General features: G+C 72.8%; 17 protein-coding genes. 10 read left to right on the plus strand and 7 right to left on the minus strand.

The features are described 5' to 3' along the window. Positions 1-225: 225 nt before the first annotated feature. From ACLQ3B_RS09900 to dnaK, 5 genes are all read right to left on the minus strand, one after another. The gene (locus ACLQ3B_RS09900; protein ID WP_425779332.1) at positions 226-420 is read right to left on the minus strand and encodes a hypothetical protein; all 195 of its coding nucleotides are present in this window, start codon (positions 418-420) and stop codon (positions 226-228) included. A gap of 137 nt (positions 421-557) precedes the next feature. Continuing rightward, the gene (locus ACLQ3B_RS09905; RefSeq protein ID WP_030332087.1) at positions 558-998 is read right to left on the minus strand and encodes a heat shock protein transcriptional repressor HspR; all 441 of its coding nucleotides are present in this window, start codon (positions 996-998) and stop codon (positions 558-560) included. Between the two features lie 30 nt (positions 999-1,028). Next, positions 1,029-2,210, minus strand: a complete 1,182-nt coding sequence (gene dnaJ, locus ACLQ3B_RS09910) for a molecular chaperone DnaJ (protein ID WP_425779333.1) — start codon at positions 2,208-2,210, stop codon at positions 1,029-1,031. Between the two features lie 88 nt (positions 2,211-2,298). Then, positions 2,299-3,057 (minus strand): nucleotide exchange factor GrpE, encoded by a 759-nt coding sequence (grpE, locus tag ACLQ3B_RS09915; protein WP_425779335.1) that lies wholly within the window; start codon positions 3,055-3,057, stop codon positions 2,299-2,301. 48 nt (positions 3,058-3,105) lie between these two features. Beyond that, complete coding sequence (gene dnaK / locus ACLQ3B_RS09920) at positions 3,106-4,965, minus strand: molecular chaperone DnaK (RefSeq protein ID WP_425779336.1); 1,860 nt, start codon at positions 4,963-4,965, stop codon at positions 3,106-3,108. A 220-nt stretch (positions 4,966-5,185) separates the two neighbouring features. Here dnaK and ACLQ3B_RS09925 point away from each other — a divergent pair, with 220 nt between their 5' ends. Genes ACLQ3B_RS09925 through ACLQ3B_RS09935 form a run of 3 tightly spaced genes read left to right on the plus strand, consistent with a single transcriptional unit; the run spans position 5,186 to position 9,969 of the window. Beyond that, positions 5,186-7,006, plus strand: coding sequence for an ABC transporter (locus ACLQ3B_RS09925; RefSeq protein WP_425779337.1), 1,821 nt, complete (start codon positions 5,186-5,188; stop codon positions 7,004-7,006). Continuing rightward, entirely contained in the window at positions 7,003-8,688 is a 1,686-nt protein-coding gene (locus tag ACLQ3B_RS09930; protein ID WP_425779338.1) for a GTPase, read from the plus strand. The genes ACLQ3B_RS09925 and ACLQ3B_RS09930 overlap by 4 nt, the downstream gene beginning before the upstream one ends. Before the next feature lie 57 nt (positions 8,689-8,745). Further along, positions 8,746-9,969: a hypothetical protein gene (locus tag ACLQ3B_RS09935; RefSeq protein WP_425779339.1), complete on the plus strand. Its 1,224-nt coding sequence runs from the start codon at positions 8,746-8,748 to the stop codon at positions 9,967-9,969. 120 nt (positions 9,970-10,089) lie between these two features. Here the strand turns inward: ACLQ3B_RS09935 and ACLQ3B_RS09940 are convergent, their stop codons facing one another. Both ACLQ3B_RS09940 and ACLQ3B_RS09945 read right to left on the minus strand, forming a co-directional pair. Beyond that, positions 10,090-10,713 (minus strand): phosphatase PAP2 family protein, encoded by a 624-nt coding sequence (locus ACLQ3B_RS09940; RefSeq protein ID WP_425779340.1) that lies wholly within the window; start codon positions 10,711-10,713, stop codon positions 10,090-10,092. Positions 10,714-10,778: 65 nt separating this feature from the next. Next, positions 10,779-11,708 (minus strand): hypothetical protein, encoded by a 930-nt coding sequence (locus ACLQ3B_RS09945; protein ID WP_425779341.1) that lies wholly within the window; start codon positions 11,706-11,708, stop codon positions 10,779-10,781. Between the two features lie 523 nt (positions 11,709-12,231). On the opposite strand from ACLQ3B_RS09945, the gene pdhA reads away from it, so the two are divergent. The 7 genes from pdhA to ACLQ3B_RS09980 all read left to right on the plus strand — a co-directional run bounded on the left by pdhA (position 12,232) and on the right by ACLQ3B_RS09980 (position 22,149). Next, positions 12,232-13,407: a pyruvate dehydrogenase (acetyl-transferring) E1 component subunit alpha gene (pdhA, locus tag ACLQ3B_RS09950; RefSeq protein ID WP_425779342.1), complete on the plus strand. Its 1,176-nt coding sequence runs from the start codon at positions 12,232-12,234 to the stop codon at positions 13,405-13,407. Next, positions 13,407-14,396, plus strand: coding sequence for an alpha-ketoacid dehydrogenase subunit beta (locus ACLQ3B_RS09955; RefSeq protein WP_425779343.1), 990 nt, complete (start codon positions 13,407-13,409; stop codon positions 14,394-14,396). The genes pdhA and ACLQ3B_RS09955 overlap by 1 nt, the downstream gene beginning before the upstream one ends. Continuing rightward, complete coding sequence (locus tag ACLQ3B_RS09960) at positions 14,393-15,862, plus strand: dihydrolipoamide acetyltransferase family protein (RefSeq protein WP_425779344.1); 1,470 nt, start codon at positions 14,393-14,395, stop codon at positions 15,860-15,862. Before ACLQ3B_RS09955 ends, ACLQ3B_RS09960 begins: the two co-directional genes overlap by 4 nt. A 218-nt stretch (positions 15,863-16,080) precedes the next feature. Beyond that, the gene (locus tag ACLQ3B_RS09965; protein ID WP_167492909.1) at positions 16,081-16,218 is read left to right on the plus strand and encodes a hypothetical protein; all 138 of its coding nucleotides are present in this window, start codon (positions 16,081-16,083) and stop codon (positions 16,216-16,218) included. A 343-nt stretch (positions 16,219-16,561) separates the two neighbouring features. Next, positions 16,562-19,405, plus strand: coding sequence for an LppU/SCO3897 family protein (locus ACLQ3B_RS09970; RefSeq protein WP_425779345.1), 2,844 nt, complete (start codon positions 16,562-16,564; stop codon positions 19,403-19,405). An 86-nt stretch (positions 19,406-19,491) separates the two neighbouring features. Next, complete coding sequence (locus tag ACLQ3B_RS09975; RefSeq protein WP_425779346.1) at positions 19,492-19,878, plus strand: hypothetical protein; 387 nt, start codon at positions 19,492-19,494, stop codon at positions 19,876-19,878. 432 nt (positions 19,879-20,310) lie between these two features. Further along, positions 20,311-22,149 (plus strand): NHL domain-containing thioredoxin family protein, encoded by a 1,839-nt coding sequence (locus tag ACLQ3B_RS09980; RefSeq protein ID WP_425779347.1) that lies wholly within the window; start codon positions 20,311-20,313, stop codon positions 22,147-22,149. Positions 22,150-22,152: the final 3 nt, after the last annotated feature.

A 22,152-nucleotide genomic window follows, 5' to 3' on the forward strand; every position in this document is an offset into this window, starting at 1 on the left:
CGAACGGGCCGGGACCCCCGCCCTGGCAGCACCCGCGTCCCGGCCCGCACTCGTTACGCGAACGGGCCGGGACCCCCGCCCTAACAGCACCCGCGTCCCGGCCCGCACTCGATTACGCGAACGGGCCGGGACCCCCGCCCTGGCAGCACCCGCGTCCCGGCCCGCACTCGTTACGCGAACGGGCCGGGACCCCCCGTGGGTCCCGGCCCGCACGTCGGTTACCGGTCAGTCCTGCTTGTGTTCCGTCTCGGCTCGACCCCGTTCGCCCGCGTGGTCGCCGTCTTCGGCGAATCGGCCCGAGATGATCCGGTCCCGGTAGGTCCCCTCGGTCACCTTGTCGAACTTCTCGCGGACGGTTTCGGCCAGGTTCTCCAACCGGTCCTCCGTCTGCTGGGCCATCTTCTTCGCAGGCTCCGCCATCGCTCCCCCTCGCCATGCCGGTAGGCCCGAATTAAGACGATTGGACCCTTCTCGACAGGCTAGCCGAAGCGGCCCGGACCTCGCCGGGGAATCCAGCGAGGCCCGGGCCGAGAAGACGGATCCGGGTGAGCGGCAGGTCAGCGATCGGGCGTGCGGCGGGGGCGCCACACCACCAGGGCGGTGGACGTGCGGTTGGTCGGCACCAGATCCCGGCCCGGGAAGCGGGCCAGCGACTCCAGCTCGGCAACCCGGCGGTACGCGGCGTCCAGCTCGGCCTCCAGCCGGGCCACCCGCTGCTGCGCCTGCTCCAGCAGTCGCTCCAGCCCGATGATCCGCTTGACGCCGGCCAGGTTGATCCCGTCGTCCTGGCTGAGTCGCTGCACCTCGCGCAGCAGCACGACGTCGCGGACGCTGTAGCGACGCCCGCCACCGGCGGCCCGGCCGGGCTGCACCAGCCCCAGACGGTCGTACTGGCGCAGGGTCTGTGGGTGCATCCCCGCCATCCGCGCCGCCACCGAGATCATCAGCACCTTGGCCTCGTAGGCAGGGTCACCCGAACCGAGGAACTCGCCCGACATCCCGCTCACCTCCGCGTCCATTCCACCGGACTAACCGACTCGACGCACCCGCGCGTCGAGATGTTCCCGGGCCGCCGGCGGGGTCTGCTCGGCGAACGACTCCAGCGCCGCGCGCGCCTCGTCCGACAACCGGGCCGGAACCACCACGTCCAGTGTGACCAGCAGGTCACCGGCCTGCCCGTCACGACGAACCACACCCTTGCCACGGGCCCGCAGCACCCGCCCGCTCGGCGTCCCCGGCGGAACCCGCAGGGTCACCGCGCCGTCGAGCGTGGGCACCCGCAGGTCCGTGCCGAGCACGGCCTCCGCGAAGGTGACCGGCACGGTCAGTGACAGGTCGTCTCCGGTACGCCCAAACAGCTCGTCCGGCCGAACCTTGACGTGCACGAAGAGGTCACCGGCCGGGCCACCGCGCTCGCCCGGCTCGCCCCGCCCGGCCAGCCGGATGCGTTGACCGTCGGCCACCCCGGCCGGGAAGCGCACGTTCATGGTGCGGGTCTTGGTGACACCGCCGCTGCCCTGGCACTCCGGGCACTTCTCCTCGACCACGGTGCCGACGCCCTGGCAGTTGCGGCACGGCTCGGAGAAGCTGAACGACCCCTGGTCGCGGGTGGTCACGCCGGCACCATGACAGACCGGGCAGGTACGCGGCTGGGTGCCGGGCTTGGCCCCGTTGCCATGGCAGGTGTCACACACTCCCGGCGCTCGCAGCGTCAGGGGCAGCGTCACCCCGCGCACCGCGTCGCCGAAGTCAAGCGCCACCTCGGTCTCCACGTCCCGGCCACGGGCCGGGCCACGCGGCGCGGCCTGCCCACCGGCCTGACCTCCGCTGAAGATCGAGCTGAACAGGTCCTGGAAGCCGGCGCCTCCGAAGCGGCGATCGCCACCTCCGGCGCCGCCGAACATGTCGGAGACGTCGAACGGCATGCCGCCCGGCTGACCTCCACCCCGGGCGTTACGACGGAACGCGCCCGAGCCGAAGAGCGAACGCATCTCGTCGTACTCGCGACGGCGGCCGCTGTCCGACAGCACGTTGTACGCCTCGGACGCGGCCTTGAACCGCTCCTCGGCCTTCGGGTCGCCCGGGTTGTGGTCCGGGTGCGATTCCCGGGCCACCTTGCGGTACGCCTTCTTGACGTCATCCGCGGAGGCGGCCTTGTCCACGCCGAGCACGGCGTAGAAGTCCTTCTCGATCCAGTCCTTCGAACTCACCGGTCCACCTCCTTCCGACCCTGGTGGCCAGGCCGTCCCGCCCACCGCCGCTGGGCGGTGGACGGGACGGCCCGGTCACTGTCGGGCACTATTCCGGGTCCGCGACCGCGACCAGCGCGGGGCGCAGCAGCCGCTCACCGAGCTGGTAGCCGCGTCGCATGACCTGTACGCAGGTCGGCTCGCTGACGTCGGCCGAGGTCTGGTGCGCGACCGCCTCGTGCCGGGTCGGGTCGAACGGATCGCCCTGCTCGCCGAAGGCGTTCAGGCCGAACTTGCCCAGCGCGGTGGTGAGCTGTTCCGCCACCGTGCCGAACGGCCCGACCAGGTCGCCGTGTTCCCGGGCCCGGTCCAGGTCGTCCAGGATCGGCAGCAGCGCGGCCAACACCGAGCCGGTCGCCTGCTCCTGCACGAGGCCGCGGTCACGGTCGACCCGCTTGCGGTAGTTGGCGTACTCCGCCGACACCCGCTGCAGGTCCCTGGTCCGCTCGTCGAGCTCGGCCCGCAGCGCCTCCAACTCGGCGCCGAGCGAGGTGCCCGTGCCGCCGCCGTCCACCGGCTGCGCCGGGGCGTCCACCACCGGCGGACCGGACGGCTCCGGCCCGTCGGTGGAGTTGACCTCGACCTCGATCTCGTCGACCACGACCTCGGCGTCCTCGACCAGACCCTCGGCCGGTACGCCGGTCTCCGCGTCGGCGGCGGTCCCCTCCGGCTCGGAGGTGTCGACGAGCTTGCGGTTGTTGCGGATGACGACCCGCTCCCCGTCGCCGGTGGTCGGCTCCGTGGGCGCGGAGCCACCCGGCGTCGACCCGGTGTCGTCCGGGTCGGCGGCTCGTGGCTTCTGCGTCATGCGGCTACCCCATCCCCTTCGCGGTGGAAACGTGTCGGAGGCCGACGGTCACTTCTTGCCGTCCTCGTCCACGATTTCCGCGTCGACCACGTCGTCGGCGCCGCCGGCCTGCGGGCCGGTCGCGCCGGTCGCACCCGGGCCGGGCTCGCCACCCGGCTGCTGACCCTGCTCGGCCTGCTGCGAGTAGAGCAGCGAACCGGCCTGCTGGGAGACCTGCGCCAGCTTCTCGTGCGCCGACTTGATCTTCTCGATGTCCTGACCGCCGAGGGCGCCACGCAGCTCGCCGAGTGCCTCGTTGAGCTGCTCGCGGTTCTCGCTGGGCAGCTTGTCGCCGCTCTCGGCGAGGAACTTCTCGGTCTGCCACTGGAGCGCCTCGGCCACGTTGCGGGTCTCGGCGTCGTCGCGGCGGCGCTTGTCCTCCTCCGCGTGCTCCTCGGCGTCCCGGCGCATCCGCTCGATGTCGTCCTTCGGCAGCGAGGAGCCGCCGGTGATCGTCATCTTCTGTTCCTTGCCGGTGCCCAGGTCCTTGGCGTGCACGTTGACGATGCCGTTGGCGTCGATGTCGAAGGCGACCTCGATCTGCGGCACGCCGCGCGGCGCCGGCGGGAGGCCGGTCAGCTCGAAGGTGCCGAGCTTCTTGTTGTAGGCCGCGATCTCCCGCTCACCCTGGAACACCTGGATCAGCACCGACGGCTGGTTGTCGTCCGCCGTGGTGAAGACCTCGGAACGCTTGGTCGGGATGGTGGTGTTGCGCTCGATCAGCTTGGTGAAGATGCCGCCCTTGGTCTCGATGCCCAGGCTGAGCGGGGTCACGTCGAGCAGCAGGACGTCCTTGACCTCACCCTTGAGCACACCGGCCTGGAGGGCGGCGCCGACGGCAACCACCTCGTCCGGGTTGACGCCCTTGTTGGGGTCACGGCCGGTGAGCTGCTTGACCAGGTCGGTCACGGCGGGCATCCGGGTCGAACCGCCGACCAGGATGACGTGCTCGACGTCGGAGATCTTGATCCCGGCGTCCTTCACGGCCTGCTCGAACGGGCCCTTGCAACGGTCCAGCAGGTCCTGCGTCATCCGCTGGAACTCGGCGCGGCTGAGCGTCACGTCGAGGTGCAGCGGGCCGGCCGCGCCGGCCGTGATGTACGGCAGGTTGATGTTGGTGGTGGTGGCGGCGGACAGCTCGATCTTGGCCTTCTCGGCTGCCTCGCGGAGCCGCTGGAGGGCCATCTTGTCCTGAGCCAGATCGATGCCGTGCTCACCGCGGAACGTCTTGACCAGGTGGTCGATGATCCGCTGGTCCCAGTCGTCGCCACCGAGCTGGTTGTCGCCGCTCGTCGACTTGACCTCGACCACGCCCTCGGCCAGCTCCAGCAGCGACACGTCGAAGGTGCCGCCGCCGAGGTCGAAGACCAGGACGGTCTGCTCCTTGGAGCCCTTGTCCAGCCCGTACGCCAGGGCGGCCGCGGTCGGCTCGTTGACGATCCGCAGCACGTTGAAGCCGGCGATCTCACCGGCCTCCTTGGTGGCCTGGCGCTGGCTGTCGTTGAAGTAGGCCGGAACGGTGATCACCGCGTCGGTGATCTGCTCGCCCAGGTACGCCTCAGCGTCCCGCTTGAGCTTCATCAGCGTCCGGGCCGAGATCTCCTGCGGGGTGTACTTCTTGCCGTCGATGTCGACGGACCAGTTCGTGCCGACCTCGCGCTTGACCGACCTGATCGTCCGGTCCGGGTTGGTCACCGCTTGGCGCTTGGCGACCTCACCGACGAGCACCTCGCCGTTGCGGGCGAACGCGACGATCGACGGAGTCGTCCGCGACCCCTCAGCGTTGGCGATGACGGTGGGCTCACCGCCCTCGAGAACGCTGACGCAGGAGTTCGTCGTGCCGAGGTCGATACCGACCGCACGTGCCATCTTCGCTTCCTCGCTTCGTAAGGTTGTGCAGGTGACGGGCGTCGCCCGTGGGCTGCTGGCGAGCACCGCCCGCAGCGGGCCCCACCACAAGTTGAGTGAACTTGACTCAATAGTGCCACGCGTTGGCCAATCGTCAAGTCGACTTGAGTCGACCCGACGCAACCCACCCGTTATTACCGTCCGGTTGTCTTCCCTTGCATCGGTCGGGCACGCTTTAGCGGTGACGACGCACGGCGATCCCGCCACCCGTTCCGGCGCGCCCGCCGTCGCAGCCCGCACCGACCCGCCGGACGCCGCGGAGGAGCCGCCCGCCACCACCGGGGACGACAGCCTCCCCGGCGCGCTGTCGGGCCTCCGGGAGGCGATCGGCGCGACCCGGTATCCCCTCGCTCTGCCCTCTGCCAGCTCGGCCCGGCACACCGCCACCGCCCTCACCGACCAGCTCGACGACTACCTGCTGCCCCGACTCGCCCGGCTGGACGCCCCACTGCTCGTGGTGGTCGGCGGCTCCACCGGCGCGGGCAAGTCGACCCTGGTCAACAGCCTGGTCAAGGCACGAGTCAGCGCCGCCGGCGTGCTCCGGCCGACCACCCGCTCCCCGGTGCTGGTCTGCAACCCGTCCGACGCCGCCTGGTTCCGGCAGGGTGACCTCCTGCCCGGGCTGACCCGCACCACCGAGCCGAGCGACGACCCGCGCGCCCTGCACCTCGTCACCGCACCGGCCCTGCCCGCCGGGCTGGCCTTCCTCGACGCGCCCGACATCGACTCGGTCGTCGACGCCAACCGGGCGCTCGCCACCCAACTGCTGGCCGCCGCCGATCTGTGGCTCTTCGTCACCACCGCCGCCCGGTACGCCGACGCGGTGCCCTGGGAGTTGCTGCGCAGTGCCCGTGCGCGCGGCGCGGTGATCGCCATGGTGCTGGACCGGGTGCCCGCCGAGGCCACCGACGAGATCGCCGCGCACCTGACCGAAATGCTCGCCGAGCAGGACCTCGGCCGGGCGCCGCTGTTCGTGTTGCCCGAAACCTGGGTCGACGGGCAGGGGCTGCTGCCGGAAGGAGTCACCGCGCCACTGGCCGACTGGTTCGCCCGGCTGGCCGCCGACGTGGACGCGCGGGCGGCGGTGGTCCGCCAGACCCTCGACGGGGCGCTGGCCGCACTGCACCCCGCCGTGGAGGATCTGGCCGACGCCGCCGACGAGCAGCTCGCCGCCGCCGACGGGCTGGACGAACGGGTCCTGGCCGCGTACCGGGGGGCCGAACGCACCGTCGAGCAGGGGCTGCAGGACGGCCGCCTGCTCCGAGGTGAGGTGCTCGCCCGCTGGCAGGAGTTCGTCGGCACCGGCGAGCTGTTCCGCACGCTGGAGGCACGGATCGGCCGCCTACGGGATCGGGTCGTGGCCGCCGTCACCGGCCGCCCGGCACCCGCCGTCGAGTTGCGCAACGCCATCGAGTCCCAGCTGGTGACACTGCTGCGCGGGGTGGCCTCCGAGGCCGCCGAATCCGCGTACACCGGGTGGAAGGCGCACCCGGCCGGCACCGGGCTGCTCGACCCGGCGCTCGCCCACCCGAGCGACGACCTACCCGAACGCGCCGAGCGCATGGTCCGGGACTGGCAGCGCGGAGTGTTGGAACTCGTCCGCGTCGAGGGCGGTGACAAACGGTTCGTGGCCCGCACCGCCGCGTACGCCGTGAACGCCACCGGGCTGGCCGTGATGATCGCCGTCTTCGCCTCCACCGCGTTCATCCCGACCGGGCTGGAGTTGGCCACCGGGGCCGGCACCACCGTCGCCGCGCAGGCCGTCCTCCAGGCGATCTTCGGTGACCAGGCGGTGCGTACCCTCGCTGCCAAGGCCCGCACCGACCTGCTGGACCGGGTGCGGACGCTGCTCGACGCGGAGGCCGCTCGCTTCCTGAGCCGCACCGCCGACGCCCGCCCCGCCGCGGACGCCGGTGACGGGCTGCGCCGGTCCGCCGGCCGGGTCGAGCTGGCCCGGCATCGCAGCGGGCTGTCCGCCGGTGACGAGGAGGGTTTCCGGTGAGCAACATCGCCGGCCGGGTACGCGAGGTGTTCCGCGGGGACCAGCGGGTCGACGCGGACGCGCTGATCGACCGACTCGACGCGGTACGCCGGTTCCTGACCGCCGTGGACGGGCTGCTGCCGGACGCCGACCTGGTGCCCGCGCACACCCTGGTCGAGCGGGCCGGCAGCCGGCTCGCGCTGTCCCGGGACCACACCGTGGTCGCCCTGGCCGGCGCCACGGGCAGCGGCAAGTCCAGCCTCTTCAACGCGTTGGCCCAGCTGGAACTCTCGCCGGTGGGGGTCCGCCGGCCGACCACAGGCGTCACCCACGCCTGCGTGTGGGGGCCGTTGGAGGGCGCCAACCATCTGCTCGACTGGATCGGCGTACTGCCCCGACACCGCTTCGTCCGGGAGAGCGCCCTGGACGCGGACGACGAGACGGCCCTGCACGGGCTGATCCTGCTCGACCTGCCCGACTTCGACTCGGTGCAGCGATCCCACCGACTCGAGGTGGACCGCCTCCTCGGCCTCGTCGACCAGGTGGTCTGGGTGGTCGACCCGCAGAAGTACGCCGACCGGGTCATCCACGACAGCTACCTGCGCGAGTTCCACAGGCACCGCGACGTCACAGTGGTCGTGCTCAACCAGGCCGACCGGCTGCCCCCGGCCGAGGTGCCCCGGGTCCTGGACGACCTGCGTCGGCTGCTCGACACGGACGGGCTGACCGGGGTGCCCCTGCTGGCCACCACCGCCATCGATCCCGCCGGGATGGTCGGGCTGCGCAACGCCCTGGAGCGCACGGTCGCCGAGCGGCAGGCCGCGTTGCGCCGGCTCGCGGGTGACGTCGACACGGTAGTCGCCGGTCTGGACGAGCTGGTCGGCTCGGCGGGGCCGTCCGGTGGGCCGGACGACGCCGCCATCGACGGGCTGAACCGGGCGTTGGCCGGGGCGGCCGGGGTGCCCGCGGTGACCGAGGCCGTGGAACGGGCGTACCGACACCGGGCCGGCACGGCCACCGGCTGGCCCGTGGTTCGGGGCTGGCGGCGGTTGCGACCCGACCCGCTGCGTCGGCTGCACCTGCCGGGCCCGACCGGTGACCAGGCCGACCCGACGGAGAGCCTGGTCGCGGCCACCTCGGTACCGGACCCGACGGCCGCCCAGCGCTCGGCGCTCGGCCTCGCCATCCGGGCGGTGGCCGACCGGGCCGCCGCCGACCTGCCCGCCGCCTGGCCCGGCGCGGTGACCTCCGCCGCCCGGTCCCGCCTCGGTGACCTGCCGGACGCCCTGGACCGCACGATCGCCGGCACCGACCTCGGCCTCGACCGTCGACCGCTGTGGTGGCGGATCGTCGGCGGTGTGCAGTGGTTGGTCACCCTCGCCGCCGTGGTCGGGCTGGGCTGGCTGGTGCTCGGCTACGCGCTGCGGGCGCTCGGCCTGCCCGCACTGGACAACCCGATGGTCGGTCAGGTGCCGCTGCCGACCCTGCTGCTGCTCGGCGGGCTGCTGGCCGGCCTGCTGGTGGCGGCGCTGACCCGTCCGGTGGTGCGCTGGGCCGCCCGGCGCGTCCGGGCCCGCGCCGAACAGCGGCTGACGGCACGGGTCGCCCAGGTGGGCGACGAGTACGTGCTGGGACCGGTACGGATCGTGCTCGGCTCGTACGCGCAGGCGCGCGACGCGCTGCGGGACGCCGCACGCCGCTGACGTTCCGCACGGCCCGCTACCGCTCTGTGTACGCCCACAGCGGCGTAGGGTCGGAGCATGGCCACGCCTCAGACCCCCTACGACGCGGTGCTGCACGCCGCACGCGACGTGACCAAGCTGGAGTCCGCCCTCGACGCCGAGATGCTCGGCAGCGCCCTGCTGGGCAGTGTCTACGCGATCGCGGAAACCGACCGCGACACCGCCGTACGGGAGTTCGTCACCGGTTTCCTGGCCGCCACCACCCGTCGCAGGGTCGCGGCGGCGACCACCATCCGGCAGGTCTTCGCCACGCTCGTCCCGACCGCCGAGGGCGCCGAGCGGGTGCGTCCGGGCAGCCAGGCGCCCACCTGGACGACCCAGCTGGGCCGGGTGCACCTCACCGGCACCTGGGCGTACGGCGACGTGTACGGCGATCAGACCTCCTACCTCGCGACCTTCGCCTACGACGACGAGTCCGGCGGCTCGGAGCACGCGCTGGTGGCCCTGGTGGACCACAACATCGGCATCACCAAGGACATCTTCGTGGGCGGGCCGGCCGAACGGATCCTGGACCAGGTCCGGCAGATGTGCGCCGACGACGAGTTGACCTGGTTCCGTACCGAGGATCCGGCCCGGCTCCGGGGCGAGGTGGCCCGCCACCTGGCGGTCACCGACGACCTGGGCGAGTTGCCCGACGAGGGGTCGCTCGCCACCGACCGGGCGTTGGTCGGTGCCCGGCTGGCGATGCTGCCCACCGCGGCCGACCCGACCGGTCCGGCGGAGGTGGAGCCGCTCTCCGCGGCCGAGCGCACCGATCTGGTCCGACGGTTCCTCGCCGCGCCGGAGGCGGTCCGCTTCGGGCTGGACGCCGTCGACGGTCCCGAGTTGGCCTCTCTGCACTTCTGCCTGAGCCTGCTGCTGGACCACTCGGCGAGCTTCCCGGACGCCGACCCGATGCGTTGGAGCCCTGCGGTGTCCGGGCTCTTCCTGCTCGACTGGGTGCACCGCCGGGCCGTACTGGACATGGACGACGCGGCGATGCTGCCCCGGGTGCTGCGGGCCTGGGCGCGGTACGCGTCGCGCCAGCGTGGGCTGCCCGAGGCGGCGGCGACGCGTACCGACGAGGCGATCGAGGAGATGGTGCCGGAGTTCGCCCGCCTCTACTCGACAGGTGAGCGGCGTAGCGCGGCCACCGCCGCCGTGGCGCAGCTGATGGCCGACGGGGTGGACCCGGACGACCCGGCCGCGCTGGACGCCTGGATCGAGGCGAACCGGCACCGCCTCGCCGACGACGGCGCCTGACGGCGTCCGAGGGTGGGCGGCTCCGCGCCGCCCGCCCCGGCCCGGCATGGCCCGGCCAGCATGGCCCGTTCCAGACCGGCCGGCATGGCCCGGTGAGGCGCGGTGCCGCCCTGGGCCGCTCTAGCGCAGCGGGCCGAAGACCCCTGCGGCGATCAGGGCGCCGAGCGCACCGCCGGCCAACACCTGGGCCATCGTGTGGTCCCTCAGCCGTACCCGGGACCAGCCGACCACCGCCAGCAGCGGTGCGGCGACGACCAGCCGCGTCCCGAAGGTCAGCATCAGGATGACGAGCGTGCCGGCGGCCACCGCCGAGTGGATCGACATCTTCCACCAGTGGCTGACCGACACGGCGACGACGAGGCCGACCAGCCCGGCCACCGCCAGCGCCAGCACCGGGCGGGGCGCGCCGAACACGGCCAGCAGGGCGAGCCCTACCGCGACCGAACCGAGGCCGACCAGCAGCGGCGCCCGGCGCTGCTCCCGGCGGCCGACGTGGTGGTCGGTGAGCCGGCCACGACGTACCCCGCCGACGATGTAGGCGAACGGGATGCCTGTGACGAAGAGTGTGGCGAGCAGACCCCAGACGAGGCCCTGGCCGGGGCGGCTCGCGCTGTGCCAGCTCACCGTGAGGATCAGCAGCGACACCAGCACCGCCGGTGCGGTCACCTCGGTGACCAGTCGGGCGATCCGCAACCCCGGGCCTGGCCGGGTGGTGACCGGGCGGAGTTCCGCACCGCCGCCCACGCCACCCCCTCCGGTACGCGCCTACCGCCGAACACCGCCGGCACCGGACGGGCCGCGCCTGATCGTCACCGTACCGTCGGCGACACCGCGAGGTGCGTCGGTCCGGCCAGCGGCGCCGGGCTGACGCTGGGCGTCGAGGCGACGGACGACGGCGACGGGATCGCCGGGCTGGGCCGGCGGGTCGGTACCGCGGGCGGCGTGGGTGTCGGGGCCGGCACGGACCGGGTGCTGGTCGGCACGGCGGTCGCGGTCGCGTCGTCGGTCGGCGTGGGTGTCGGCCCCGGCGTCGGGTCCAGTGTGGGCGTCGGGTCCAGCGTCTGGCTCGGGTTCGGATCGGCCGAGCCGGTCGGATCCGGGTCGGTGGGGTCCGGGTCCGGCGGATCGGTCGGGTCGGTGGGGTCCGGGTCCGGCGGATCGGTCGGGTCGGTGGGGTCCGGGTCCGGCGGGTCGGTCGGGTCGGTGGGGTCCGGGTCCGGCGGGTCGGTCGGGTCGGTCGGGTCGGGGTCGTTCGGCGGCGGAGCGCCGGGCGGGGGTACGGGCGCTGAGGTGCTCCGCGTGGGTCTCGGCGCCGCCGCCGGAGCGGTCGTCGGCCGGGCTGGGCCGGCATCGGCCCCGGCGGGCCCCTGCAGTGGACGCCGCGGGGCGGCGGGCAGCCAGCCGCTGGTCGGGCCGACGCTGGGCGTGCCCGGCGGCAGCAGCGGCGGTTGACTGGTCATCGGTAGCGGGATCACCACCGGCCCCACGGACGGGGTCGGGATGAACGGGGTGCTGCTGTCCGGCAGGGCGGTGCTGCCCGGGGTGGCCGAGCCCGCGCTGATCGCGGCGAGGATGGGCATCGACGCGGTGCCGGCCAGTAGCGCGACGGTGAGCAGGTAACCGCGGGTGGGGCCACCGGCGCCGGGGGCACGGTGAACGCCGACCATCCGGCGATAGCCGCCGACCGACCGGTGCCGACCAAGCGCTGGTGGGCCGGGACCGTCACCTGGCTCGTACACGGCACACCCCTTGTCGTCGGCCGTCGGAGACACGGATGAACGCCGCCGGGGGCAAAAACCCGACAAATAACCCGATAGGCGCGATCCTGCGGGAATCAGCCTCGCGCAGTCACCCTGGGTCAGCCAACCTCCACCGCGTGTCGACACGCAGTGCTGGCCGAAAGGTGACGAATCGTGCCGCAACGCATGGGAAACGTGGGCCGGCATGATGGCGACAAACGGCGTCAAAGCAGCGGCGGTCGGAAGGCGGGGGCAGGCGTACTGTGGGCGCGCTCACCTGCTCTGCGAATATGGAGCACGACGGCAACGCAGCCGTGACCTCCGCGCACCCTCGCGGCAGGCGCGGTTGAACGCCGGCGCTCCCGACCCGGGTTCGGCCAGAACCCGGCTCACGCCGTGCGGTAACCCCCACCGGGGCTAGGCGCGGCCGCCAGGAACCGGCCCGGCAGCAGCCGGGCAGGCGCACGAGTTGCGCGGCCGGGTGACCCCCCGGTGCCGACGCAGACACGACAGGGAGAGACCGATGGCAAAGGGCGACCCCGGGGGCACCACCCGCAGCAGGCGGGCCACACCCCGCTCCAGGAAGGGCGCGGCCGGCGACCCCGCGCTGGTGCAGCTACTCACCCCCGACGGCGAGCGGATCGACAGCGCCACCGGGCCGGACGGCACCGAGTACCGCGTCGACTTCACCGACGAGGAGTACCGCGGTCTCTACCGCGACCTGGTGCTGGTCCGAAAGCTGGACGCCGAGGCGACCGCTCTCCAGCGCCAGGGCGAGCTGGGCCTCTGGGCCAGCCTGCTCGGCCAGGAAGCCGCCCAGGTCGGCTCCGGTCGGGCGCTGCGTACCCAGGACATGGCCTTCCCGACCTATCGGGAGCACGGCGTCCTCTACTGCCGGGGCATCGACCCGATCATGCCGCTCGGCCTGTTCCGCGGCGTCGACCAGGGCGGCTGGGACCCGAACGAGTTCAAGTTCAACATGTACACGATCGTCATCGGCGCGCAGACCCTGCACGCGACCGGCTACGCGATGGGCATCACCATCGACGGCAAGACCGGTACCGACGACGGTGAGGCCGCGATCGCCTACTTCGGCGACGGCGCCACCAGCCAGGGCGACGTGAACGAGGCGTTCGTCTGGGCCAGCGTGTTCAACGCGCCGTTGGTCTTCTTCTGCCAGAACAACCAGTACGCGATCTCCGAGCCGCTGGAGCGGCAGACCCGGGTCCCGCTCTACCAGCGGGCCGCCGGCTTCGGCTTCCCCGGCGTACGGGTGGACGGCAACGACGTGCTCGCCACGTACGCGGTCACCCGCACCGCGCTGGACAACGCCCGCCTCGGACAGGGGCCGAGCCTGATCGAGGCGTACACCTACCGGATGGGCGCGCACACCACCTCCGACGACCCGACCCGCTACCGGATCGCCAGCGAGGTCGAGGCGTGGCAGGCCAAGGACCCGATCGCCCGGGTGAAGGCCTTCCTGGAGAAGCAGCAGATCGCCGACGCGGCCTTCTTCGCCGAGATCGACGAGCAGGCCCGCCGCGAGTCGGTGCACCTGCGCGAGCGGGTGCTCGCCATGCCCGACCCGGAGCCGGTGACGATGTTCGACCACGTCTACCCCAACGGGTCTCCGCTGCTCGACGAGCAGCGCGCGAAGTTCAGCCGCTACATGGAGTCGTTCGAGGGGAGCGCCCACTGATGGCCACGGAGACGCTCACCATCGGCAAGGCCCTCAACACCGGTCTGCGCCGCGCCTTGGAGAACGACCCCAAGGTCATCATCATGGGCGAGGACGTCGGCAAGCTCGGCGGCGTCTTCCGGATCACCGACGGCCTGCAGAAGGACTTCGGCGACCAGCGGGTGATCGACACCCCGTTGGCCGAGTCCGGCATCATCGGCACCGCTGTCGGTCTGGCCATTCGCGGCTACCGACCGGTCTGCGAGATCCAGTTCGACGGCTTCGTCTACCCCGCGTACGACCAGATCGTGTCGCAGGTGGCGAAGATGCACTACCGCTCGGGCGGCCGGCTCAGCATCCCCATGGTGATCCGGATCCCGTTCGGCGGCGGCATCGGCGCGGTCGAGCACCACTCCGAGTCGCCGGAGGCGTACTTCGCGCACACCGCCGGCCTGAAGGTGGTGACCTGCGCCAACCCGCAGGACGCGTACGTGATGATCCAGCAGGCCATCGCCGCGGACGACCCGATCGTCTTCCTGGAGCCCAAGCGGCGCTACTGGGAGAAGGGCCAGGTCGACCTGGACGCGCCGCTGTCCGACGCGTACCCCCTGCACTCGGCTCGGGTCGTGCGGCCCGGCACCGACGTCACCGTGCTGGCCTACGGCCCGATGGTGCGAACGTGCCTGGAGGCGGCGACCGCCGCCGCCGAGGACGGCCGGGAGCTGGAGGTCATCGACCTGCGCTCGCTCTCGCCCCTGGACCTGGCCGCGGCGTACGAGTCGGTGAAGCGCACCGGCCGTGCGGTCGTGGTGCACGAGGCGCCGTCCAACATCGGCCTCGGCGCCGAGTTGGCCGCCCGGATCACCGAGGAGTGCTTCTACTCCCTGGAGTCGCCCGTGCTGCGGGTGACCGGCTTCGACATCCCCTACCCGGCGGCCCGGGTGGAGGAGGAGTTCCTGCCCGACCTCGATCGGGTGCTCGACGCCGTCGACCGCACCTTCGGCTGGTGAGCGACATGTCCCGGATCAAGACGTTCAACCTGCCCGACCTGGGCGAGGGGCTGACCGAGGGCGAGATCCTGGCCTGGCTGGTCAAGGTCGGCGACACCATCGAGCTGAACCAGCCGATCGTCGAGGTGGAGACGGCGAAGGCGGCCGTGGAGATCCCGGCGAAGTGGGCCGGGCAGGTGCAGGCGATCCACCACCCGGAGGGCACCACCGTCGAGGTCGGTACGCCGATCATCGCGATCGACACCGACCCGGGGGCCGGCCCGCTGGAGACGCCGTCGACCACGGCCACGGCCAGCGCTGACCTGCCCACCCCGTCGGCTGCGTCGCTGGCGGCGGTGCGGGTGGCACCGGCCGAGGGCATGATCGAGCCCGGCCTGATCGGCGGTGCGGCCCCTGGTGGCCGGACGGCGGTGCTGGTCGGCTACGGCCCGCGTACGACAGCCGCGAAGCGTCGCCCCCGCAAGAGCGAGGTCCCCACCCCCGCTGGGGTCGATCATGGAGTTGTGGTGGGTGACAAAACAGCCACTACCTCCACGATTCCGGCACCACAGGTCCATGATCGACGCGTCGGGGCGAGCGGCGGGGCTGTGTTGGCCAAGCCGCCGGTGCGCAAGCTGGCCAAGGATCTCGGGGTCGACCTCGGCACGCTGACCGGGTCGGGGCCGCTTGGCTCCATCACCCGGGAGGACGTGCAGCAGGCGGCGAGCGGCGCGAGCGTGGTGGTTGCCGAGCCGATCGCGGCGGCGACCGCGCCCAGCTTCGGCGCGGACCGGGAGCAGCGCATTCCGGTCAAGGGCGTCCGCAAGCTCACCGCCGAGAACATGTCCCGTTCGGCGTTCACCGCTCCGCACGTGACGGAGTTCCTGACCGTCGACGTGACGCGGGCGATGAAGGCACTGGACCGGCTGCGCGGCCGTCGGGAGTGGCGTGACGTACGGGTCTCGCCGCTGCTGCTGGTGGCGAAGGCTGTGCTGCTGGCGGTGCAACGGCACCCGATGGTCAACTCGACCTGGGCGGGCGACGAGATCGTGGTCAAGGAGTACGTCAACCTCGGCATCGCGGCGGCCACCGAGCGCGGCCTGATCGTGCCGAACGTCAAGGACGCCGGCCGACTCTCGCTGCGGGAGTTGGCGGACGCGCTGACCGACCTGGTGCAGACGGCGAAGTCCGGCCGCACCTCGCCGGCGGCCATGTCCGGGGGCACCCTGACCATCACCAACGTCGGCGTGTTCGGGGTGGACACCGGCACACCGATCCTGCCGCCGGGTGAGTCCGCGATCCTGGCCTTCGGCGCGGTGCGGGAGATGCCCTGGGTGCACAAGGGCAAGGTCAAGGTTCGCCAGGTCACCACGCTGGGGCTGAGCTTCGATCACCGGATCATCGACGGTGAGCTGGGCTCGAAGTTCCTGCGGGACGTCGGCGACTTCCTCACCGATCCGGAGGCGGCGCTGCTCGCCTGGACCTGATCGTTCGGAGCGCCAGCCACGGCCGGTGTGCCACGGGTTAACGCCCGGCACACCGGCCGTGTCCGTTGGGCGACGGAACCATCGGTCAGAGGGCCTGTTGACCTTTGATTGTTAGGCAGGTGTCTCAGCTCACCTAATAATCGATGGAAGTTCGCCGGCTTCTGCTGTTGAATAGACGCATCAGGGGCTGACAACCGAATAGCCAGGGGGACCCACCAATGAGCATGATCGAGCGAATCCGCAACCACCGCGACGCCACCCGCCGCGCCCGTGCCATCGAGCACGCGCTGCGCTCGGCGAACTCGCCGGCGGTTCGCGAGGAGATCCTCGCCATCGCCCAGCGTCACATGAGCTGACGCTCCACGACATTCCTCACCTCCTCCAGATCGATGGCCCACCCGGCCCACCGGGTGGGCCATCGGCGTTCCCAGCCACCCACCACCGGGATTCCGCCCTGCCGCAGCGCCCGGTACGGTGGGCTTCGGTCGCCGCCCGCCGACCCGGCAGAGGCCGAACCGATAGAAGCTGCTCGACACCAATCGGCCACGGTGAGTGACGGCCAGTGCTCCTTGGACGTGTCGTGCCACCACCCGATACCGTGCGGGGAGCCGGCGCAGCGGTACGCCGGTGACGCCGGCAGCCACGCCGAGGAGACCGATCGGCGCCGGCGAGCCGACATGTGATGGAGGAGGCGCACCCATGACGTCCGAGGGCCCGCACCGCCCCGGCCAAGAGCCGGACGAGGTGTCACCGGGCGCCGGCGGACCGGCGCCGTACGGCGACCGCCCGGCGCAGCCGGACAACGGCCAGAACGCCGCCGGCCCCGACCTGGGCTGGGCACCCCCGCCCCCGACGCGGTCCAACCCGCCGGCGCCGGCATGGGCGACCCAGCCGGAGCAGCCGTCGGCCCCCACCTGGGGCGCCGCCGCTGCTGCCCAGCCCAACGACCCGGCGCAGCCCGCCTGGGCCGCGGGCGGTGGCGCGAGCGAGCCGCCGCAGCAGCAGCCCGGCGGATGGCCCGGCAACGATGGCGCGTCGGCTCCGGCGCAGCCCGACCCCTGGGCCGCTCAGCAGCAGGGCTGGACGCCCGCCGAGCAGAGCGCACCCGCGCCGGCCTGGGCCCCGAACGCCCCCGCCGAGCAACCCGAGTGGGTGCAGGTGCAGCCGGCCGCGCGGGGCGCCGCGCAGGTTCCTCCCGCCACCGCCGCCTGGCCCGCCCAGGAGGACCCGGCCAACGGCTGGGGCGGCGCGGCACAGGCCAACCCTCCCGCCGCTGACTGGCGCGGGGCCGACTCTCCGCAGTCCGACTCACCGCAGGCCGCCGGGTGGTCCGGTGGCGCTCAGCAGGACCAGGCCGGTGGCAGCGGCGAGTGGCCCGCCAGCGGCGCCCGGGACGACCAGCCGGTGTGGACTCCGGCGGAGCAGTCGCCACCGGCCTGGGGCCAGGCCGCCGAAGCGACCGAGCAGCCCGCCCCCGCCTGGGGCCAAGCCGCCGAAGCGACCGAGCAGCCCGCCCCCGCCTGGGGCCAAGCCGCCGAAGCGACCGAGCAGCCCGCCCCCGGCTGGGGTCAGGCCGCCCAGCCGAACGCCGCTCGCGGCGCGGCCCAGGTTCCGGCCCCGACGACGAGCTGGCCCGCCCAGGACGACCCGGCCAACTCCGGCGGGTGGGCCGCGCAGCAGCAGGCGCAGCCCGCAGGGTGGAACGACGGCAGCGACGCGCGGCAGGACCAGCCCGCGCAGCCGGCCGCCTGGGGCGGTGCCGAAGGCCGCCCACAGCAGCCCGACTGGGTGCTCTCCCAACCTGAGCAGCCGACCGAGCGTCCGGAGCAGGCGGCGTGGACCTCTGCGGAGCCGAGCAACCTCCCCGCCCGTGCCAGCGCCAGCGTGCCCACCAGCGGCGGCGCCCCCAACTGGGCCGCCAACCCGGACAACGCCGCGCAGGGCAACTCCGGCGGCGTGGCCGAGGTCGAGCCGTGGGCGCCCGGTGAGGTGTGGGGTCGTGCGGAGGCCGAAGCTTCCGCGCAGTCCCGTGGCGGCTGGGAGGCGGACCGGGCCGACGAGGCACCGGCCTACCAGCCCGGGCCCGCGCCGGGCATCTCGCCGGCGAACGCGGTACCACTGCCTCCGCAGGAGCAGCGCGTCCCGGGTGCCAGCCTGGCCGCCGCACCGCCGGCCGACTACGCACCGCCGGCCGACTACGCACCGCCGGCCGACTACGCACCCCAGGCCCAGTTCGCTCCGATCCCCGAGCAGCCCGCCTACGCCGAGCGGGAGACCCCGGACGCCGCCGCGCAGTACGGCGGTCGCCCCGAGGACGTCTCCGCGAGTGGCGCGGTGGTTCCTGCCCCGCGTACCTCTCCGGAATCCGGAGCGGGCCGTGCGGTCGTACCGGTGGCGGACGCCGAGTCGGCGGCCGGCGCGGTGGCCCGAGCCACGGCGAGCGCTTCGGTGCCGCTGGCCAGCCGAGTGATGCCCCCGACCGATCAGGCCATCCGACCGACCGGCACGGCCACACCGCAACCCCGGGTGTACGGCCGCCCGGCTCGGCCGGAGCCGGAGGCCGAGCCGGAGCCGGAGGCGTTCCAGGGCGACCAGGGCGCGGACCGCCAGGGTGTTCCGGACTGGCAGAACGACGCGCCACGGCAGGCCACGCCCGACTGGCAGAACGACGCGCCACGGCAGGCCACGCCCGACTGGCAGGGCGAGGGGCAACGGCAGATCGCTCCCGACTGGCAGAACGACGCGCCGCGGCAGATCGGGCCCGGCTGGGGCGGCGAGTCGCCGGCCGATCCGCGCTTCGACGACCGGCAGCCCGCACCGAACGCGTTCAACGAGGCCCCGGCGGCGCCACCGGCGTTCCCGCCCGGTGTGCCGTCCTTCGTCGACGCCCCGGGCAACAACAGGCCGGTGAACGGCACTCGGCCGCACGCCGGTGCCGAGCCGCCGGCGGACCAGTTCGGCGGCCCCGCGTCGTCCGCCGCCGGCACGGTGAACGGGACGGCGACCTTCGGTACGCCGAACTTCGGTGGGCCGGGCTCCGGCGCGCCGGGCTTCGGCGGGCCGGCGACCGAACCGGCGCCGGGCGGCGCCTTCCCGCCGTCGTTCCCGCCACCGCCGCAGGCCGCGCCGTCCTGGGGTCAGGAGGCCGGCCAGGCCGAGCAGGGCCGGTTCGACTCGTTCAAGCCGGACGCCGACGAGCCAAAGGTGGAGCCGCCGACGCCGAAGGTCCGCAACGGCCGGGTGCTGGCCGCGGTGCTGATCGCCGCGGTGCTCATCCTGGCGGTGCCGCTCGGCCTGCTGCTGCTGCTCGGCAAGGTCGGTGACAAGAACGACACACCGGCCTTCGACCCGGCGGTCGGCACCTGCGTGAAGCAGTCCGGGCAGGGCGGCGCCACTGCGGCGGACTGCGGCGAGGCGGGCGCGTTCACCATCGTCTCGAAGGTGGACGCCAAGGAGAAGTGCGCCGACCCGACGCAGCCCCACGTGGTGCTGCCGGGTGGGGGCACCAACCGGGTGCTCTGCCTGAAGCCGGCCACGAAGTAGCTTCACCGACGGCGGGGTCACGGGCAACCGTGGCTCCGCCGTCGTCGTACCCCCAGGTGGTGTCGGCATTCGGGCACAATCCGGTTGTGGAACGTGAGTTGGCGGCGGCGCTGGAGCCGATCTTGTCCGATCTGGGGAAGCCTGGCGGGGTGCAGCCCGATCTTCGCGATGAACCGTGGCGAGACGACCCACAGACCGCCAGCGCCTTCCTCTACGCTTCCGACGGTTCCGGCCACGGGATCGCGATCGACCTCGGACTACCCGCCGTGACGCAGATCGTCACACTCGCCGACCAGGTTCAGGACTGGGCGGTGGAGGCACTGTGGTCACTGGGCCGTGCCACCAACTGGCCGCCCTGTCCCCAGCATCCCGAGAGCCACCCCCTAACAGCAGTGGTACGCGCCGACCGAGCGGTCTGGGCCTGTCCCACCGTTGGGACCGAGATCAGCGCGATTGGGACGTTAGGTAGCTAGCGAGTCCTCGGTCGAGCAGCAGCGGAGTCCAGATGTCGCCCCGGCGTCGTGACTCGCCTCCCTTGATCGTTGGCCGCTGAGCAACCCGACACGGCGAGCACTGCGCTGCTGAGCTGCCAACGATCGCCACGACGACCCCGAGCAAGGTCAAACAGGCTCGTCGATGCGTATGGCACGTCACGTCGGCCGCTTCCCCGGGCGCGACTCCGGCGGAGCAGTTGGCCTTGGGCTGTTGCCTCTGCCCGGACGAAGGGGCACCGACAGCAGGAACCGCGCGTACAGGTCGACCACCGGCACCGCCGGGAGGTCGTTCACGGCGTTCACGAACTGACTCGCGAGGTAGGTCGCCGCCGCCCAGGAATCGCCGACCGCAGGACGCTTGTCGTACGGGTCACGGCGGCTGGGCCCACGGGGCGTGGCAGGCTGACAGGCATGGCAACGACAGCGCGTGTACGTGCGCCCGAACTACGGGGCCGGCAGTGGCTTAATACAGGTGGACAAAACCTGACATTGCAGGACCTTCGAGGTCGTTGCGTCATCTTAGATTTCTGGACGTTCTGCTGCATCAACTGCCTGCACGTGCTCGATGAGCTACGCCCGCTGGAGGAGAAGTACGGCGACGTGCTCGTCGTGATCGGCGTGCACTCGCCCAAGTTCGAGCACGAGAAGGACGCCGACGCGCTCGCCGCCGCCGTGGAGCGGTACGGGGTGCACCACCCCGTACTCGATGATCCCGAGATGGACATGTGGCAGCAGTACGCGGCCCGGGCCTGGCCGACCCTGTCGGTGATCGATCCCGAGGGTTACGTGGTGGCCACCATGGCCGGCGAGGGGCACGCCGAAGGGCTGGCCCGACTGGTCGACGAGCTGATCGCCACCCATGAGGCCAAGGGCACCCTGCACCGGGGGGACGGCCCGTACGTCCCACCGCCGGCACCGGAGACGGCGCTGCGCTTCCCGGGTAAGGCGGTGTCGCTGCCGAACGGCAACCTGCTGGTGTCCGACTCGGCCCGACACTCCCTGGTCGAGGTCGACCCGGACGGCGAGACGCCGGTACGTCGGATCGGCTCGGGTGAGCGGGGCCGGGTGGACGGGCCGGCCGCGGCAGCGACTTTCTCCGAGCCGCAGGGGGTGTGCCTGCTGCCGACACATGTCGCCGAGGTGGCCGGTTACGACCTGGTGGTTGCCGACACGGTCAACCACCTGCTGCGCGGCGTACGGCTGGAGTCCGGCGAGGTGGTCACCGTGGCCGGCAGTGGGCGGCAGTGGCGTGCCGAGGTCGACGACCACGCCCACGACGCGTTCGCCGTCGACCTCTCCTCCCCGTGGGACCTGGCCTGGTACGACGACAAACTGATCATCGCGATGGCGGGTATCCACCAGCTCTGGTGGTTCGACCCGATCAAGCGGACCGCCGGCATGTACGCCGGCACCACCGTGGAGGCGCTGCGGGACGGCCCGCTGGCCGAGGCGTGGATGGCGCAGCCGTCGGGGCTCTCCGTCTCTGCCGACGGCACCCGGCTCTGGGTGGCCGACAGCGAGACCAGTTCGGTGCGGTACGTCGAGAACGGGGTGCTGGGCACCGCCGTCGGGCAGGGCCTGTTCGACTTCGGGCACGTGGACGGTCCGGCGGAGTCGGCGCTGCTGCAGCACCCGTTGGGTGTGTGCGCGTTGCCGGACGGTTCGGTGCTGATCGCGGACACGTACAACGGCGCGGTGCGCCGCTTCGACCCGGCCAGCAACCAGGTCTCCACAGTCGCCGACGGGTTGGCGGAGCCGAGCGACCTGGTGCTCACCCCGTCCGGTGAGGTGTTGGTGGTGGAGTCCGCCGCGCACCGGTTGACCCGGCTCGCGCCGGGCGCCCTGTCGGCGGCGGGTGCCAGCACGGTGGACGGACCTCGACACCGCACCGAGCGCAAGCCGACCGACGTGGCGGCCGGCGAGGTCACCCTGGACATCGTCTTCACCCCGGCGCCGGGGCAGAAGCTGGACGAGACGTACGGGCCGTCGACCCGGTTGGTGGTCTCCGCGTCCCCGCCGGAACTGCTGGTGGACGGTGCCGGCACGGGCACCGAGCTGTCCCGCCGGTTGGTGCTCAACGGCGAGGTCACCGCAGGGGTGCTGCAGGTGACCGCTCAGGCGGCGACGTGTGACGCGGACGTCGAGCACGCGGCGTGCCACCTCACCCGGCAGGATTGGGGCGTACCGGTCCGGGTCGTCGACGGGGCCGTGACCCGGCTGCCGCTGGTGCTTCGCGGCCTGGACGCCTGACCT

Origin of the sequence: Micromonospora sp. DT53 (assembly GCF_049841535.1) — a bacterium.
GTDB lineage: Bacteria > Actinomycetota > Actinomycetes > Mycobacteriales > Micromonosporaceae > Micromonospora.